This window comes from Sphingobium sp. AS12, assembly GCF_019097845.1.
In the GTDB taxonomy this organism is placed as follows: domain Bacteria; phylum Pseudomonadota; class Alphaproteobacteria; order Sphingomonadales; family Sphingomonadaceae; genus Sphingobium.
On record NZ_JAHRGM010000001.1, the window covers coordinates 413,699 to 428,925 of the forward strand.

General features: G+C 64.4%; 17 protein-coding genes. 9 read left to right on the forward strand and 8 right to left on the reverse strand.

Annotated elements, in window-relative coordinates; all coding sequences use genetic code 11:
- Positions 1–47 precede the first annotated feature (47 nt).
- The 5 genes from KRZ98_RS02115 (at position 48) to KRZ98_RS02135 (ending at position 4,659) form a co-directional block, all read left to right on the forward strand.
- On the forward strand, positions 48–1,076 hold the full coding sequence (locus KRZ98_RS02115; RefSeq protein ID WP_217672026.1) for a glycosyltransferase family 1 protein: 1,029 nt from the start codon (positions 48–50) through the stop codon (positions 1,074–1,076).
- A gap of 115 nt (positions 1,077–1,191) precedes the next feature.
- Positions 1,192–1,875: a DUF1013 domain-containing protein gene (locus tag KRZ98_RS02120; RefSeq protein WP_119744336.1), complete on the forward strand. Its 684-nt coding sequence runs from the start codon at positions 1,192–1,194 to the stop codon at positions 1,873–1,875.
- Between the two features lie 137 nt (positions 1,876–2,012).
- The gene (locus KRZ98_RS02125) at positions 2,013–3,719 is read left to right on the forward strand and encodes an AMP-binding protein (RefSeq protein ID WP_217672027.1); all 1,707 of its coding nucleotides are present in this window, start codon (positions 2,013–2,015) and stop codon (positions 3,717–3,719) included.
- A gap of 41 nt (positions 3,720–3,760) precedes the next feature.
- A complete protein-coding gene (gene msrA, locus KRZ98_RS02130) occupies positions 3,761–4,294 on the forward strand; it encodes a peptide-methionine (S)-S-oxide reductase MsrA (protein ID WP_217672402.1) in 534 nt (177 codons plus the stop codon).
- Positions 4,295–4,392: 98 nt separating this feature from the next.
- Positions 4,393–4,659 (forward strand): hypothetical protein, encoded by a 267-nt coding sequence (locus tag KRZ98_RS02135; RefSeq protein ID WP_217672403.1) that lies wholly within the window; start codon positions 4,393–4,395, stop codon positions 4,657–4,659.
- A gap of 217 nt (positions 4,660–4,876) precedes the next feature.
- On the opposite strand, the gene KRZ98_RS02140 is transcribed toward KRZ98_RS02135, so the two are convergent.
- Positions 4,877–5,836: an L-threonylcarbamoyladenylate synthase gene (locus KRZ98_RS02140; protein WP_217672028.1), complete on the reverse strand. Its 960-nt coding sequence runs from the start codon at positions 5,834–5,836 to the stop codon at positions 4,877–4,879.
- Positions 5,837–5,959: 123 nt separating this feature from the next.
- Between KRZ98_RS02140 and KRZ98_RS02145 the strand changes: the two genes are divergently transcribed.
- Positions 5,960–6,775, forward strand: coding sequence for an ATP-binding protein (locus KRZ98_RS02145; protein WP_217672029.1), 816 nt, complete (start codon positions 5,960–5,962; stop codon positions 6,773–6,775).
- An 87-nt stretch (positions 6,776–6,862) separates the two neighbouring features.
- On the opposite strand, the gene KRZ98_RS02150 is transcribed toward KRZ98_RS02145, so the two are convergent.
- A complete protein-coding gene (locus KRZ98_RS02150) occupies positions 6,863–8,188 on the reverse strand; it encodes a sorbosone dehydrogenase family protein (protein WP_217672030.1) in 1,326 nt (441 codons plus the stop codon).
- Positions 8,189–8,247: 59 nt separating this feature from the next.
- Positions 8,248–8,421: a hypothetical protein gene (locus tag KRZ98_RS02155; protein WP_182913842.1), complete on the reverse strand. Its 174-nt coding sequence runs from the start codon at positions 8,419–8,421 to the stop codon at positions 8,248–8,250.
- 226 nt (positions 8,422–8,647) lie between these two features.
- On the opposite strand from KRZ98_RS02155, the gene KRZ98_RS02160 reads away from it, so the two are divergent.
- Complete coding sequence (locus tag KRZ98_RS02160; protein WP_217672404.1) at positions 8,648–8,857, forward strand: hypothetical protein; 210 nt, start codon at positions 8,648–8,650, stop codon at positions 8,855–8,857.
- Between the two features lie 10 nt (positions 8,858–8,867).
- Here the strand turns inward: KRZ98_RS02160 and argC are convergent, their stop codons facing one another.
- The 4 genes from argC to KRZ98_RS02180 form a co-directional block, all read right to left on the reverse strand.
- Complete coding sequence (argC, locus tag KRZ98_RS02165) at positions 8,868–9,812, reverse strand: N-acetyl-gamma-glutamyl-phosphate reductase (protein WP_217672031.1); 945 nt, start codon at positions 9,810–9,812, stop codon at positions 8,868–8,870.
- Positions 9,809–10,717, reverse strand: coding sequence for a C40 family peptidase (locus KRZ98_RS02170; protein WP_217672032.1), 909 nt, complete (start codon positions 10,715–10,717; stop codon positions 9,809–9,811). Before KRZ98_RS02170 ends, argC begins: the two co-directional genes overlap by 4 nt.
- On the reverse strand, positions 10,677–11,084 hold the full coding sequence (locus KRZ98_RS02175; protein WP_217672033.1) for a MarR family transcriptional regulator: 408 nt from the start codon (positions 11,082–11,084) through the stop codon (positions 10,677–10,679). Before KRZ98_RS02175 ends, KRZ98_RS02170 begins: the two co-directional genes overlap by 41 nt.
- Positions 11,085–11,145: 61 nt before the next feature.
- A complete protein-coding gene (locus KRZ98_RS02180) occupies positions 11,146–12,540 on the reverse strand; it encodes a M17 family metallopeptidase (protein ID WP_217672034.1) in 1,395 nt (464 codons plus the stop codon).
- Between the two features lie 144 nt (positions 12,541–12,684).
- Between KRZ98_RS02180 and KRZ98_RS02185 the strand changes: the two genes are divergently transcribed.
- Complete coding sequence (locus KRZ98_RS02185; protein WP_217672035.1) at positions 12,685–12,885, forward strand: hypothetical protein; 201 nt, start codon at positions 12,685–12,687, stop codon at positions 12,883–12,885.
- Positions 12,885–13,724 (forward strand): DUF4163 domain-containing protein, encoded by an 840-nt coding sequence (locus KRZ98_RS02190; RefSeq protein WP_217672036.1) that lies wholly within the window; start codon positions 12,885–12,887, stop codon positions 13,722–13,724. The genes KRZ98_RS02185 and KRZ98_RS02190 overlap by 1 nt, the downstream gene beginning before the upstream one ends.
- Before the next feature lie 102 nt (positions 13,725–13,826).
- On the opposite strand, the gene rimO is transcribed toward KRZ98_RS02190, so the two are convergent.
- Positions 13,827–15,209 carry a 30S ribosomal protein S12 methylthiotransferase RimO gene (gene rimO / locus KRZ98_RS02195; protein WP_217672037.1) on the reverse strand — a complete coding sequence of 461 codons (1,383 nt, stop codon included), beginning with the start codon at positions 15,207–15,209 and terminating at the stop codon, positions 13,827–13,829.
- Between the last annotated feature and the right edge of the window lie 18 nt (positions 15,210–15,227).

Consider the following 15,227-nt stretch of genomic DNA (forward strand, 5'->3'; position numbering starts at 1 on the left):
GAACTGGGTTCCCGCCTGCGCGGGAATACGGTGAGTGAGGTAACCAAATGCGCATTATGATCGTCACCGATGCCTGGACCCCGCAGGTCAATGGCGTGGTGCGCACGCTCCAGACGATCCGGACGGAGTTGGAGGCGATGGGGCATGATGTTCAGGTGATTTCGCCTGATCTTTATGGCTCCATTCCCTGCCCAACCTATCCCGAAATAAGGCTGGCCTTGGTGCGGCCTGGCGTTGTGGGGCAGGCGATTGCGGCCTTCCAGCCGGATGCCGTTCATCTGGCGACGGAAGGGCCGCTCTGCCTGGCCGCGCGGCGCTGGTGTTTGCGGGAGCATGTGCCGTTCACGACGGCCTATCACACCCATTTCCCCGATTATGTGGCGCAGCGCACCGGCCTGCCTGCGGCCTGGTTCTGGCGCTATATTCGCTGGTTTCACGGGTCTGCGCAGGCGGTGCTGGTATCGACCGGGTCGGTGCGCGCGCAACTCCGCGCCCATGGGCTGCACAATGTGCTGCCATGGGGCAGGGGGGTGGACCTGAGCGCGTTCACCCCCGACGCGCCGCCGCCCGCGCTGTTTGCCGACCTGCCCCGGCCGATCATGCTGGCTGTCGGTCGGGTGGCGGTGGAGAAAAATCTGGAGGCGTTCCTGACCACTGATCATCCCGGCACCAAGGTGGTGGTAGGCGATGGCCCCGCCCGCGCAGCGCTGGAGCGGCGCTACCCACAGGCGCATTTCATGGGGCCATTGTTCGGGGAGGCGCTGGCGGGCGCCTATGCCGGGGCCGATGTGTTCGTATTCCCCAGCCGCACCGACACATTCGGCTTGGTGATGATCGAGGCGCTGGCCTGCGGCACACCGGTCGCGGCCTATCCCGTCACCGGGCCGGTCGACATTGTGACCCCGGAAAGCGGCGCGCTGTCGGATGATCTGGGGCAGGCGATTGCCGGGGCGCTGACCTGTGATCGGGCCGCCTGCGCCGCCTATGGCCGCAGCTTCAGCTGGGAACGCAGCGCGCGCGAGTTCCTGGCGGGGCTGCACACCATTGACCGGTTGGGGCTGGATAGCGCGGCCTGACGCTTTTCCTTGCTCCAACGGGGATGATCGACTATCTCCAGACGGTCGCGGCCGCCCTGCTTGGGCGGCCCTTATCGTTTTTGTGCCGGAGAATGTTCCTGTGTCCCAGCCACTCATGCCCCATGCGACCGCCAGCTGGCTGGTCGACAACAGCGCTCTGAGCTTCGACCAGATCGCGGAATTTTGCGGGCTTCACATCCTGGAAGTGCAGGCGATCGCCGACGATACCGCCAGCACCAAATATACCGGCCGTGACCCGGTGCGCGCCCATGAAATCACCATGGACGAAATCCACAAGGGCGAGCAGAACCCCGACTACAAGCTCAAGATGCTGAAAGGCCCGGAGCCTGTCCGTCGCACCAAGGGGCCGCGCTACACGCCGGTGTCCAAGCGTCAGGACAAGCCCGATGGCATCGCCTGGATCCTGCGCAACCACCCCGAAGTGTCGGACGGCGCGATCGGCAAGCTGATCGGCACCACCCGCACCACCATCGCGGCGATCCGCGACCGGACCCATTGGAACATTTCCAACATCACACCCAAAGACCCGGTGACGCTGGGCCTGTGTTCGCAGCGCGAACTGGACGCTCTGGTGGCCAAGACCGCCAAGAAGCTGGGTATCGAGGCACCGACCGATTCGCGTCTGGATGGCGACCGTGCGGCGCTGATCGAGGAGTTGCGGCGTGAGCGTGACGACAATGCGCGGCGCGCTGACGAGGCTCTGCGCAGCGAGGCGGAACTGATTTCCGGCGTCGCCACCATCCTTGATCCGTTCAGCAACAACAAGGGCGCGGTGTGATGCCGTAGCGTCATTCGGCGACCGTCCGTAAGTCGCCGCAATGCAGCATTTTCAGGGGCCGCGCCGGGTAATCGACGCGGCCCTTTTTGCTGTGGTTGACGCTTGCGTAAAGCAGCTATTCTCCATAGACTTCACCCATGGAGAATATAGAAAAAATCTGGAGAGAGCGGTACCAGCACCCCACGGTATGGGACCGGACATTCGCGCCCATGTCGATGGGAGAGATGGTCACCAACAGTGCCATGGCCCACCCCGATGCGCCGATGATCGACTTCATGGGCCGCCGGTTCAGCTATGGGACGATGTTCGGGCAAATCCGCCGCATCGCCTGCGGCTTGCAGGCGATGGGGGTGAAGAAGGGCGACCGGGTCGGTCTCTATCTGCCCAACACCCCCCATTATGTCGCCGCCTATTATGGCGCGCTGATCGCGGGCGCGATCGTCGTCAATTTCTCCCCCCTTTATACCGCCGCCGAACTGGAACATCAGGTCGAGGATAGCGGAACGCAAATCCTGTTCACCCTGTCGGCCAAGGCGCTGCTGCCAACGGCGCTGCAAGTGCTGGACCATAGCAGCCTGGAGAAGCTGGTCGTCGGATCGGTGGCGGAGATGCTGCCCCCGGTCAAATCCGTGCTGTTCCGCCTGTTCAAGGCGAGCGAGTCCGTGCCGCTGCCGGACGATCCGCGCGTGCTGCGCTATGACCGGCTGATCGCCAATGCAGGCGACTGCACCGTGCCGCCGATCGACCCGGAGCGGGACATCGCCCTGCTGCAATATACCGGCGGCACCACCGGCACGCCGAAGGGCGCGATGCTGACCCACCAGAATCTGACCGCCAATGCGCGGCAGGCGCAGGCGATCGACCCGCACGCCAATGAGGAGGACCGCATCATTGCGGTGCTGCCCTTCTTCCATGTGTTCGCCAATACCTGCACGCTCAACCGCACCGTGATGAACGGCGGCGAGATGGTGATGCTGCCCCGTTTCGACGCGGCGCAGGTGCTGGCGGCGGTGCAGCGGGTCAAGGCGACCTCGCTGCCCGGCGTGCCGACCATGTTCCAGGCGCTGCTGGATCATCCCGCGATCCGCAACATCGACTTTTCCTCGCTGCGCGCCTGTATTTCGGGCGGCGCGCCTTTGCCACTGGAAGTGCGGCAACGGTTCGAGGCGGCGACGGGCGCCAAGCTGATCGAGGGCTATGGCCTTACCGAGACCAGCCCGATCGTCTGTTCCAACCCCTATGAGGGGCTGAACAAGACCGGGACGGTGGGGCAGCCGGTGCCGGGGACGCGGGTCAAGCTGGTCGATCGCGAAGATCCGACCAAACCGCCGCCGCCCGGAGAGCCAGGCGAATTGCTGTTCGCCGGGCCGCAGATCATGAAGGGCTATTGGAACCGGCCCGACGCCGACGCCGAAGTATTTATCGGCGATTTCATCCGTACCGGCGACGTGGGCGAGATAGACGAGGATGGCTATGTCCGCATCGTCGACAGGCTCAAGGACATGATCGCCGTCGGCGGCTTCAAGGTATTTCCCAGCCAGGTCGAGGCGGTGCTCTACCATCATCCGATGGTCAAGGAAGCGCTGGTGATCGGCATTCCCGACCGTTATCGCGGCGAACAGCCCAAGGCGTTCGTGACCCTGATCGAGGATGCGCAGATTGACGGCGCTGCTCTGAAAGACTGGCTCAATCCGCAACTGGGCAAGCATGAACGGGTGTGCGAGGTCGAAGTGCGGCTGAACCTGCCCCGCACGCTGGTCGGCAAGCTGTCGCGCAAGGAACTGGTGGCCGAGGAACGGGCGAAAGCGGCGGCGATGACGGCGGAGGCTGGAACGGCGGCCTGAGCGTTCCTATCTGTGTGGCCAACATGGATAGGAATGGACAGATGGCGCAGGAAATCGCGACACTCGCAGGCGGATGCTTCTGGTGTACCGAGGCGGTGTATCAAAATCTCAAGGGCGTGAGCGCGGTCGAGAGCGGCTACATCGGCGGGGAAAAGCCCGACCCGACCTATGAACAGGTCTGTTCCGGCACGACCGGTCATGCCGAGGCGATCCGCATCAGCTTCGATCCTGACATCATCAGCTATGCCGACCTGCTCGACATTTTCTTTGCGACGCATAATCCCACGACTTTGAACCGGCAGGGCAATGATGTCGGCACTCAATATCGTTCCGCCATCTTCCCCCATTCGCCGGAGCAGGAGGCGGAGGCCAGGGTCGCGATCGACCGGGCGCAGGCGGACCATGACGATCCGATCGTCACGACAATCGAGCCGGATGGCCCCTGGTATCCGGCGGAGGATTATCATCAGCAATATTGGGACCGGGTCGGCGACCGCAATCCCTATTGCATGGCGGTGATCCCGCCCAAGCTCGCAAAATTGCGCAAGGGCTTTGCCGACAGGATTGACGGCTGATTTTCCGCGACACGCTTCGCCGTCTTTGGCATCCTGATTAGGCGGCGGTTAAGGTAGCCTGTGCCAGGACGGCGGCGAACCAAGTCGGGGGACTGATGATGAACAAGATATTGATGCTGGCCGCGCCGCTGATGCTGCTGGCTCTGCCCGGCTGTATCGCCAAGACGGCGCTGGACATCGCGACGATGCCGGTGCGCGCGGGCGCGCAGGCGGCGGACTGGGCGACGACCAGTCAGGACGAATCCGATCGCAATTATGGCCGCAAGATGCGCGAGCAGGAAGCGCGCGATGGCAAGGCGCGCAAGAAGGCGGACAAGGAACGCCGCCGCCAGTGCGAGGATGCGGGCTACGATAATTGCGATTGAGCGCGATGACGTTCCTTTGAATTACTTCCGTTCGTGCTGAGTAGAGACTGAGCTTGTCGAAGGCTCGTATCGAAGCATCGCGCAGAGCGCTTGATCCTTCGATACGCCATTTCGACTTCACCTTTGGTGAAGTTTATCCTGAGCGACTGCTGCAAGCAGGCAGTCGAAGGGCTCAATGGCTACTCAGGACGAACGGCTTAGGGTCAGGTAATCACAATCAAGCCGCCGCGCGTTTTAGCCGGTCGTTGATCGCGGCGCCGATCCCCTCTTCGGGAATAGGCGCAACCGCAATGCGCTGCTGCGCGCTGGCGTCGGCAATATGCAGCGCCGCGAACAGATTGGCCGCGGCCTCCCGCACATCGGCTTCCGGGCTGAGATTGATGTGGCAGGGCATCAGGCCAAAGCCGATCAGATATTCGTCCCGCTCCGCCCGCATGGCGTCGAGCCGTACCGGCTTGGACGGCGCATAATGGCTTTCGAGCTGGCCGGGCGCTTCGATGATCTTGCCTCCGTCCATACCAATCATAACCGGCAGGCCAGTCGCTTCCTCCAGCATCGCCGCCGTCACCGGGCCGGGCCGGAGCAGGCGGACATGGTCATGCTCCGGCGCGGCAATCGTCGATTCCACGCCTTCGCTGGTCGGCCCTTCATCCAATATCATCCGCACCCGGCCATTCAGGCTGGCCAGCACATGCTCGGCCCGTGTCGGGCTGATCGATCCGCTGCGATTGGCCGATGGCGCGGCGAGCGGTCGTCCGCTTTCCCGGATCAGCGCGCGCATCGCGGGGTGGGCAGGCAGGCGTAGCGCTACGGTCGGCAGACCCGCCATCACCAGCGGCGACAGGCCGCTATCGGCCCGCACCGGCAGCACCAAAGTCAACGGTCCCGGCCAGAAGCGGTCGGCCAGTGTATCGGCGACAGCGGAGAAATCCGCCAGCCGCTCGGCCATCTCCCGGTCTGCGACATGGACGATTAGCGGATTGAAGCTGGGCCGCCCCTTGGCGCTGTAGATGGCGGCGACGGCGTGGCTGTCGGTCGCATCGGCGGCCAGGCCATAAACGGTTTCGGTGGGCACCGCGACGGGTTCACCGGCACGGATCAGCAAAGCCGCCTCGCGCAGGGATTCCGCGCCATAACGGCAGGATCGGGTGGAATAGGCTGGATTGGCGATGGTCACGGCCCCCGCGATATAGACGGCGCATCGACCCAGTAAAAGGGCATTGCGTCAGTCGCATGACATAGGCGCATGACAGCAGTGCCCATGCTTGCCGTCGCGCCCGTCGCCGGGTAAGCCCGCGCCATGACCGACGAACTGCTCAACCGCATTGCCCAGGCGCTCGAACGGCTCGCGCCGCCGCCTGCGCTGTCCGCCGATCTTGCCGCTTCGCCCGCCTATGTCTGGGATGGTCGCGCGATCCACGCGGTCGAGGCGTTTGCGCCGGTGGATTATGACCTGCTGACCGGGATCGACGCGCAGAAAGGCGCGCTGCTCGACAATAGCCGTCGTCATGCGGCGGGCCATGCCGCCCATGACGTGCTGCTATGGGGCGCGCGCGGGACGGGCAAGTCGGCGGTGGTCGCATCCGTCGTCGGCCAGTTGCAGGGGGAGGGGCAGGACATCGCCTTGCTGCAATGCGCGATCGACGAACTGGCGAGCCTGCCCACGCTCTTTTCTTTGCTGCGCGGCACAAGCCGGCCATTCATCCTGTTCCTGGATGATCTCGGTTTTGACGAAGGCGTGGGCGATGCCCGGTCGCTGCGGTCGCTGTTGCAGGGCGGCACTGCGGCGCGGCCGGCCAATGTGCGCCTCTATGTGACGTCGAATCGTCGTCATATCGTACCGCGCCATCTGTCGGAGCAGGACGACCCGATCAATCCGCGTGATGTGGTGGATGACCGGATGGCGCTGTCCGACCGCTTTGGCCTGAGCCTTGGCTTCCATGCGCTCGATCAGGACGCCTATGTCGCGATCGTGCGCGGCTATGCGGCGAAACTGGGGATCAGCTTCGATCCATTGGAAGCGATCCAGTGGGCAACCCAGCGCGGCAGCCGATCGGGGCGCGTGGCGTGGCAATATGTGGTTGAACTGGCGGGGCGCAACGGGTTGAGCGTCTAACAGGCATAGATCCGTTCGTTTCGAGCGAAGTCGAGAAACGCCTAGCCGAGGCTTCTCGACTTCGCTCGAAGCGAACGGGTTTGGAAATCACGTCCCCTTCGTCACCCGCCACACAACGCCGCCGACATCGTCGCTGACCAGCAGCGCACCCTTGGCATCGGCGGTCACGTCCACCGGGCGACCATGGGCATTGCCATCCTTGTCGAGGAAGCCGCTCAGCACATCGACCGGCTTCGCCTTGCCCGCCTCGCCATCGCCAAAGCCGACGAACACCACCTTGTATCCCGCCGCTGGCTTGCGGTTCCAGCTGCCGTGCAGGCCGACGAACGCGCCGTCGGCATAAGGCGCGCCCAGCGTCACCTTGTCGGCGAAGGTCAGCCCCAGCGGCGCGACATGATTGCCCAGCGCATAGTCGGGCCGCTTGGTATATTCGCGGATTTCCGGGCGTTGCGGCTGGACCCGGCGGTCCTCATAGCCGCCCCAATAATTCCACGGCCAGCCATAAAAGCCGCCAAATTCGACCCGCGCCAGATAGTCTGGCACCAGATCGCTGCCCAGCATGTCGCGTTCATTGACCACGCCCCACAGCGCGCCGCTCTTGGGTTCAAAGGCCAGGCCCACCGGATTGCGCAGCCCCGACGCCCAGATGCGATAGTCGCCGGTCCGGGGGTTCACCTCCAGCACCGACGCGCGGTTGGCTTCGGTTTCCAGCCCGTTTTCGCCGATATTGCTGTTTGACCCGACGCCGACATAAAGCATCCCTTCGGGGCTGACGGTCAGGCTGCGGGTCCAGTGCATGTTGGGCGCCTGCGCGGGCAGGTTCAATATTTTGCGCCCCGGCGCGCTGATCTTCGTATCGCCCGGCTTGTAGGGATAGGCCATCAGCGCGTCGGTATTGGCGACGAACAATGTGTTGCCCAGCAGCGCCATGCCATAGGGCGAGTTCAGCCCGGTCAGGAAGGCGGTTTTCGTCTCCGCCCGCCCGTCGCCATCGGCGTCCCGCAGCAGCGAAATGCGGTTGGGTGACGGATCGCCCGCGCCCGCCTTGTTCATCAGATAGTTCATCACCCGGTTGACGATGCCGCCGGTCGGGCGGGGCGGGCTGTTGGTTTCGGCCACCAGCACGTCGCCATTGGGCAGACGCAGCAAGGAACGCGGATGGGACAGCCCTTCGGCAAAGCGCGCGACAGTAAGCCCCTTGGCCGGCACCGGCTTCTCGCCTGCGGTCCATGGCTTCACTTCGGCGATATTGACCGTGGGGATCATCTCGCTGCGCGGCCCGGTGAACACCGGTTCGCGTCCCATATCCGCGCCGGGCGGCAATTGCGCCGTGTCGCCTTGCGCGAAATAGAGGAATGCACCGCCGGCCAAAGTGAGGACGACGAGCGGGAGGGCGATCAGATGCTTGTTCATTCCCCTCATCTATGTCGCGATGCCGCGTCGGGCAAGGCAGATGGGGCTGGCCGCCTCGCTTATTTGCGTCGGTCGCGCAGCCACAGCAGCAGCGCGATCACGATGCCCGCGCCCACGCCCGCCAGCAGGCCGATACTGGGCTGGCCCATCAGCCCGCCGGTGATCGCCCCCCCCAGGATGAGGAAGGCGATGATCGCGCCCGCGCCAGTCGGGTCTTTCCTGTCATTGCTCATGCCCAGCCCCTTGCCATGGACGGCGTGGCAAGGCCAGCGGCTTTGATGCTGCGCGCCGTGTCGGGACGGATCGTGCCGTTACGGGATGTCCGTCCCGCGATGGGACTTGGCTAACACCCCGTTCACCCTCGCATCCCGCCTGCCGCGCCAAGGCGCTGAAATGGCACGGGGATTGAAGGTGGGAGCGAACCAACAGGTGTCGCCAAGAAGAATGACGGGGGTCGCAATGCAGTTGCCATATCTTTCGGGCCGAAAAAGCTATGAGGATGCTGCTGAACTGATGGCGCTGTTCGGCGACAATGCCGGATATGAAGCCGCCGCGCGCGCCGACCGCAGCCTGGACGTGGGCAATCATATCCATTTCTGCCACTGGCGGCAGATCGAGCGGCTGATCGTGCTGCTGGCCTATGACCAGCCGCTAGGGACGATTCACTGAGGGTGCGGCGTTAAAACCGAAGTCCCGCCGTCTCCGGCAGTCCAGCCAAAATATTGAGATTCTGCACCGCCGCGCCAGCCGCGCCCTTGCCCAGATTGTCGAGCGCAGCGACCAGCCGCGCCTGACCGCTCATAGCATTGCCGAACACGTATAGTTGCAGCCGGTCGGTCGCGCCGACCTGCTCCAGCTCGATTACGCCCATGGCATCGCTGTCGGCCAATGGCGCGACGCTGACGATCGGCGAACCGGCATAAGCCGACGCCAAAGCGGCATGAACGTCACCCAGCGCAGGCGCACCGGGCATTGCGCGCAATTGCAGCGGCACTTCGACCAGCATCCCGCGATAGGCGTTGGCGACGGCAGGCGCGAACAGAGGCGCATGGGTCAGACCCGAATAGCGGGTCATTTCCGGCACATGCTTGTGCGCCAGACCGAGGCCGTAGGCGCGAAATGCGGTCGGTGCGCCGTTTGCGCCTTCATATTCCGCGATCATCGCCTTGCCGCCGCCGGAATAGCCCGACGCGCCAGACACGGTAACCGGCCAGTCCGCAGGCACAAGTCCCGCGAGCGTCAGAGGCCGCACCAGCGCCAGAAAGCCGGTAGGCCAGCAGCCCGGATTGGCGACGAAGCGGCTGGCCGCCAGCGTCTCGCGATGCCCCGGCTCCAGTTCGGGAAAGCCATAGGTCCAGCCATCCGCCACCCGGTGCGCAGTCGATGCGTCGATCACGCAGGTGCGGTCATTGTCGATCAGCGCGACGGCTTCGCGCGCCGCATCGTCGGGCAGGCACAGGATCACGACGTCCGCCGCGTTCAGCGCATCGCGGCGCGCGCCTGCATCCTTGCGATCCTTCTCATCGAGCCGGATCAGCGAGAGTTCAGGACGCCCCGCCAGCCGGTCGGCGATTTCGATGCCGGTGGTGCCATGGCCGCCGTCGATGAAAACCTGTGTTGTCATGCGCCGATCCTCCGCCGCGCGATGATGGGTTGGGCATGGTCGCCGGCCAACCGCGCAACCACATCGGCCAGCGGTTCGGCGACGACCGCCATCCAGTGCGCATTGGCGTGGAGCAGCGTCTTGCCGTCGATCATGATGCCGACATGGCGGGGGAAAAAGAGAATATCCCCACGCCGCAACACCGCGTCGCTGTCGATCGGATTGCCGATCCCTTCGCATTGCAGGTCGGTGTCGCGCGGCACGGACAGGCCGCATTGGCCCAGCGCCACCTGCACCAGTCCCGAACAGTCGATGCCGCGATGCCCGCGCCCGCCCCAGACATAGGGCTGGCCCAGATAACGCTCCGCCACCGCGACCCAGTCCGCGGCAGGGGCGTCGAGCGGGGCGGCGTGGCGCGCATGGATGAAGCCTTCGGCGCAGGCGATGAAGCCATCCTCCGCCTCGCCCGAAAACAGCGCGCCGCCCGGCCAATAGTCGGCGATCGGCGCCTTGATGTCCGGTGCGCGGAATAGCGGGGCGGTTTTGGCAATGATCCGGTGACTGACAGGTTCCAGCACGTCGAGCGCTTCGCGCCTTATATAGCCGACATAGCCGTCATGCCCGCAAAAGCCCCAGGCCCAGTCGGTCATCACGTCCAGCGCATGGAATGTCTCGCCGCGCAACAATTCGCTGACCCCTTCGCCGCTCGCCGATGGCGCGCTCAGGATCGGCGTGCCGGGCGCAACGCAGGTGAGGGCGACGGCGCGGGCATAATGGGCGGAAAACAATGTGCCAGCCAAGGCCAGGTCGGCCAAGTCGCCACGCGCCGCGTGGATACGGCGATCGAGCGCGACGGAACGCCCGTCCAGCTTGAAGCGGGTTCTTTCAGGCGGTCCGTTCCGCGCGGGGCTGTTCATACCTGTCATCGCGCGCGGTTCCTGCGATGAAAAGGTGAAAGGCGTCAAGAAATTCCGCCCCTTTGGGGGTCCGGGTGATGAAAATATTGCGCCGGTCGCTCACATCGCGCTCACGGCGGAGGTAGCCGAGCGCCGATAATTTGTTCAGGGCGCGGGTTATGACTGGCTTGGACACATGCAGCGCTTCGGCAAGGCCGCGCACCGTATGCGGCCCGTCGCCAATATAGACGGTCATCATCAATGCCATCTGGCGGTTGGTGAGGTCAGGTTTGCCCGACCGGACATAATCGACGAGGGTGCGCATCCAGTGGGTGAGCGGCAATATGCCGGGCCGGTCGATTGCGGGCGAAAGATCGGTGGCGGGATGAGCGTTCATGTGGGCTTAACGCATGATGCACAATCCGGTTGCGTAACGGACGCGCACAATCGTCACATGCTCAATCGCGCCCGTAACGCTGCTGCAACAGGCGGAAAACCGCACGCAATCCAAGGGCTTCGCCGCCCTTGGCGCGACCCGGCTTTGCCGCCGGGCGCCAGGCGAACGTATCCAGATGCAGCCAGGCCACATCGTCCGGCACGAAGCGCTTGAGGAACAGGGCGGCGGTGATCGCTCCTGCAAAGCCGCCTTCGCCCGCATTGTTGATGTCGGCAATGTCGGATTTGAGCATATCGGCATAGCCGTCCCACAAGGGCAGCCGCCAGGTCGGATCGTCCACTTGACCCCCCGCCGCCGCCATCTCCGCCGCAAGTTGTTCGTCATTGGCGAACAGCGCAGGCAGGTCCGGTCCCACAGCGACCCGCGCCGCGCCGGTCAGCGTCGCATAGTCGATGATCAGCTCCGGCTTTTCCTCCCCCGCGCGGGTCAGCGCATCACCCAGCACCAGCCGCCCTTCGGCATCGGTATTGCCAATCTCTACCGTCAGCCCCTTGCGCGTTTGCAATATGTCGCCGGGTCGGAAGGCATTGCCGCTGATCGCATTTTCCGCCGCCGGGATCAGCAGGTGCAACCGCACCGGCAGCCGCGCGCCCATGATCAGCTGGGCCAGCGCCAGCGCATGGGCCGCGCCGCCCATATCCTTCTTCATCAGCCGCATCCCTGACGAGGGCTTGATGTCGAGGCCACCGCTGTCGAAGCAGATACCCTTGCCGACGATCGCGATGCGCGGCGCTGCGGGATCACCCCAAGTCAGTTCAATGAGGCGCGGGGCGAAGCTCTTGTCCGCCGCCTTGCCCACCGCGTGGATCATCGGATAGCCCTGCTCCAGCGCATCGCCGCGCGTCGTGGTGACGCTGGCTCCGAACGCCTTGCCGATTTGCGCCACCGCCGCTTCCAGATCGGCCGGTCCCATGTCGGCGGCGGGCGTATTGACGAGGTCGCGCACCAGCGCGATTGCCTGCGCCAGTTGCACCGTCGCCTCGATCCGCGCGACATCGCTGGTCAACAGCACGCGCGGCCCGACGGCGCCATCCTCCTTGCGATAACGATCGAACCGGTAATGCGCCGTCAGCCAGCCCAGGGCCGCTGCATCGGGTGATCCTTCCGCCAGCCGGTATGTGCCTTCGGGCAGCGTTTCGGCCAGCTTCGCCAGGCACCAGGGACCTGGCGCGGCCTTGCTGGCGATACCGGCGACCACCCACCAGTCGCCCGCTGCCTCGCCCGGCACGATCGCCTGTTCGCCCGGCTTCCCCTGAAATTTCTGCGCCGCCACGATCGTGCGGACCCGCTCCGGCTGGGTCGCCAGCCAATCGTCATAGCCTATCGCCTCAGTGAGGTGGATCGAACGGGCAGGTTGCTTGTTGTCGGCTTTGAGCAAGGCTGCATAATCGGTCATGGGATGGGTGTAGGAGAAAGGCGCAACTGATGGAAAGCGGGAAATTTCATCGCCTGCACCGCACAAGTCGCCCTTTCCCCATTTGCGTCCAGCGCCGGTGAGGCCTAGCTTCGTCCCCATCACAAAATGCGAAGGAGAGAGACGATGATTCATTCCGATGACCGCGGCCTCCAGGCCGCCCGCGCCCGCGCCTATGTGCTGGCGGAGAGCGGCCATTTTGAAAATGGCCATGCCGTCGAACAGGCGCTGATCGCCGAAGGATGGCCCAATGCGGGCCAAGCGCTGCAAAGCGACTATGCGCGCAAGGCGATCGGCGAACGCTGCCGCGCTGCACGGGCGCACTGATGCGTCACAGGGAGCTGGCCCGGTCGGCGGGGCTGTTGGGTATCGCCGCGATGCTGCTGGTTGCTTGCACCCCCTCGCAAGAGGAGGTGAACGGCAACGCGGCGGCCAATGTCGCGGCGTCCCGCTTTGCCGACAAGATGGCGGGTACACCGCCACCAGCTCCCCCCGCCAAACCTTTCGCACAGACGGACAAGAGCGCACTGCTGGAATTCGCCTATGCCTATCCTGCGCAGGCCGCCGCCATCCCCGCGCTGGTGGAGAAGTTTGGCAAGCAATTGGCAACCTCCAGGGCCGATGCGCTGAAAATGGCGAAGGACGACAGCGCTGCGTCGATGCAATCAGGCTTCCCCTTCCACGCCCATAGTCTGGAAACCGAATGGAGCGTGTCCGCCAATACCCCGCGCTTCCTGGCGCTTCAGTCGCAAACCTATGTCTTTACCGGCGGCGCGCACGGCATGACCGGCTATGATAGCTTGCTATGGGATAAGGCCCGCAGTCGCGAAACCAGCGTCAAGGCGGTGATGACCAGCCCCGCCGCCTTCGCCGCCGCCATCCGCGACCGCTTCTGCGCCGAACTGGACAAGCAACGCGCCGAAAAACGCGGTGCGCCGGTTGTCCGGGGTGACGATGAATTTACCCAGTGCATCGACCCTATGGAACAGGTGCTGGTGCTGACGTCGAAGGACGGCAAGCTGATCGACGGCGTGACCGTCGTGGTCGGCCCTTACAGCGCTGGTCCCTATGCGGAAGGGACGTACGAGGTCGCGCTGCCGATCGATGCGGCGATGCGCAAGGCGATCAAAACCGAATATCAGGACGGGTTTGTGGCGGTAAATTAGCGTCCGTCATCCCAGCGAATGCTGGGATCCCGCTTTTCTTGATCCACTCGAAACAGAAGAAGGGAGATCCCGGCTTTCGCCGGGATGACGGAGCGTGTGCCCCTAAACCGGCACCCCGTACAGATCATGCTCGTCGGCATCCTCGATCATGACGTCGAACATGTCGCCGGCCTTGCGTCCTTCGCCGACATCGCGCAGAAACACATTGCCGTCGATTTCCGGCGCATCCGCCTGTGAGCGCGCGGTCGCGCCGATCGAGCCATCCTCCTCGTCCGGCTCGCCCACCTCATCGACGATCACCGGCAGCACGCGCCCGACCTTGGCCGCGAGCTTTGCGGCGCTGATCGCCGCGGTCTTTTCCATGATCCGCTGATAGCGTTCTTCCTTGACCTCTTCGGGCACCGCGCCGGGCAGGGCATTGGCCGCCGCGCCCTCGACCGGCTCGAAGCGGAATGCGCCGACGCGGTCGAGCTGCGCTTCGTCCAGCCAGTCGAGCAGATATTGGAAGTCCGCCTCCGTCTCGCCGGGGAAGCCGACGACGAAGGTCGAGCGGATCGTGATGTCGGGGCAGATACTGCGCCATTTATGGATGCGATCCAACACCTTGGCTTCATTGGCCGGGCGCTTCATCGCCTTCAGCACGCTAGGCGCGGCGTGCTGGAAGGGAATGTCGAGATAGGGCGTCAGCAGCCCGTCGGCCATCAGCGGGATGACCTGATCGACATGGGGGTAGGGATAGACATAGTGGAGCCGCACCCATGGCGCGCGCCCCTCCGCCGTGCGCAGCTGCCCCAGTTCGCGCGCCATGTCGGTCATATGCGCACGCACGTCACGGCCCTTCCACGACCGGCTTTCATGCCGCGTATCGACGCCATAGGCCGACGTATCCTGGCTGATGACCAGCAATTCCTTGGTGCCAGCCGCGACCAGCTTCTCCGCCTCGCGCAGCACCGCGTCAATCCGCCGCGACACCAGATCGCCCCGGATCGAGGGGATGATGCAGAAGGAACAGCGATGGTTGCACCCTTCGCTGATCTTCAAATAGCTGTAATGGCGCGGAGTCAGTTTCAGCCCGCCTTCGGGGACCAGATCGACAAAGGCGTTGGGGACCGGCGGCGATGCGTCATGCACCGCGTTGACGACCTGCTCATATTGATGCGCGCCGGTGACGGCCAGCACTTGCGGGAATTTCGCGCGGATCAGCTCCGCCTCGTCACCCATGCAGCCGGTCACGATGACACGGCCATTTTCGGCCATCGCCTCGCCAATGGCCTCCAGCGATTCCTCCTTCGCCGAATCGAGAAAGCCGCAGGTATTGACCAGCACGACGTCGGCCCCGGCATAGTCGGGCGACATCTGATAGCCGTCGGAGCGCAGCTTGGTCAGGATGCGTTCGCTATCGACCAGGTTTTTCGGACAGCCGAGCGAAACCATGCCGATCTTCGGCGCGTCAGGAAATTTGGTTGCCATGATGGTCGCGCACATAGGGATTTTTGCGCGGAA